2 tRNA genes and 3 rRNA genes are annotated in these 1,604 nt (G+C 52.1%); all 5 read left to right on the forward strand.

Annotated elements, in window-relative coordinates:
- Positions 1-119: ribosomal RNA gene (locus KJS42_RS22865) — 16S ribosomal RNA — on the forward strand; the annotation flags it as partial.
- A gap of 104 nt (positions 120-223) precedes the next feature.
- Positions 224-340, forward strand: a 5S ribosomal RNA gene (gene rrf, locus KJS42_RS22870).
- Between the two features lie 38 nt (positions 341-378).
- Positions 379-455 (forward strand) — tRNA-Ile (locus KJS42_RS22875).
- 46 nt (positions 456-501) lie between these two features.
- Positions 502-577, forward strand: a tRNA-Ala gene (locus KJS42_RS22880).
- Positions 578-713: 136 nt separating this feature from the next.
- Positions 714-1,604: ribosomal RNA gene (locus KJS42_RS22885) — 23S ribosomal RNA — on the forward strand; the annotation flags it as partial.

A 1,604-nucleotide genomic window follows, 5' to 3' on the forward strand; every position in this document is an offset into this window, starting at 1 on the left:
CAACACCCGAAGTCGGTGAGGTAACCGCAAGGAGCCAGCCGCCGAAGGTGGGGTAGATGATTGGGGTGAAGTCGTAACAAGGTAGCCGTATCGGAAGGTGCGGCTGGATCACCTCCTTTCTATGGAGAATCGTCTTCTGTAACGAAGACATTCAAATCGCTGACCTCAGGTTAGCAAAGTTACTCACTCGTTGGTCAGTTTTGAGAGTTCAAACTCTCATGCGTTTGGTGATGATGGCGGAGGGGTTCCACGCGTACCCATCCCGAACACGACCGTTAAGCCCTCCAGCGCCGATGGTACTTGGACCGAAGGGTCCTGGGAGAGTAGGACGTCGCCAAGCGCAGCCCACTTTTGGGTTCACAAATAAATATCCGTTATGGGCCCTTAGCTCAGCTGGTTAGAGCGCACCCCTGATAAGGGTGAGGTCGGTGGTTCGAGTCCACTAGGGCCCACCATATATCCCATAACGATTGGCATCACGCTTTGTGTTGGGGATAGTTTGGGGCCATAGCTCAGCTGGGAGAGCGCCTGCCTTGCAAGCAGGAGGTCAGGAGTTCGATCCTCCTTGGCTCCACCATATGATTTACCTTGATCCTTGAAAACTGGATAAACGAAACGAAATTTGCGTTTTAGAAACATTCCTTTTAGCTGAACTTGTGTCAAAACAAGTGAAGATATTAGTGGTTTGATATTTTCCCTTTGGGAAAAATCATGGTTAAGCTACTAAGAGCACACGGAGGATGCCTAGGCGCTAGGAGCCGAAGAAGGACGTGGCGAACAACGAAACTGCCTCGGGGAGCTGTAAGCAAGCATCGATCCGGGGGTGTCCGAATGGGGAAACCCGGCTGGGTTAATATCCAGTCACTCGTATCTGAATTCATAGGATGCGAAGAGGCAGACCAGGGGAACTGAAACATCTAAGTACCCTGAGGAAGAGAAAACAAAAGTGATTCCGTCAGTAGCGGCGAGCGAACGCGGAACAGCCTAAACCAAGGAGCTTGCTCCTTGGGGTTGTGGGACGTCTCACATGGAGTTACAAAGGTTCATATTAGACGAAGAGGTCTGGAAAGGCCCGCCAAAGAAGGTAAAAGCCCTGTAATCGAAAGTGTGGACCCTCCGAGACGGATCCCGAGTAGTGCGGGGCACGTGAAACCCCGTATGAATCTGCCAGGACCATCTGGTAAGGCTAAATACTCCCTAGTGACCGATAGTGAAGCAGTACCGTGAGGGAAAGGTGAAAAGCACCCCGGAAGGGGAGTGAAATAGAACCTGAAACCGTGTGCTTACAAGAAGTCAGAGCCCGATCTATGGGTGATGGCGTGCCTTTTGTAGAATGAACCGGCGAGTTACGTTTGCAAGCAAGGTTAAGCCGAGAAGGTGGAGCCGCAGCGAAAGCGAGTCTGAATAGGGCGACTTAGTTTGTAGGCGTAGACCCGAAACCGTGTGATCTACCCCTGTCCAGGGTGAAGGTGCGGTAACACGCACTGGAGGCCCGAACCCACGTACGTTGAAAAGTGCGGGGATGAGGTGGGGGTAGCGGAGAAATTCCAATCGAACTCGGAGATAGCTGGTTCTCCCCGAAATAGCTTTAGGGCTAGCCTCGG

Origin of the sequence: Paenibacillus sp. J53TS2 (genome assembly GCF_018403305.1) — a bacterium.
GTDB classification, from domain to species: domain Bacteria; phylum Bacillota; class Bacilli; order Paenibacillales; family Paenibacillaceae; genus Fontibacillus; species Fontibacillus rhizolycopersici.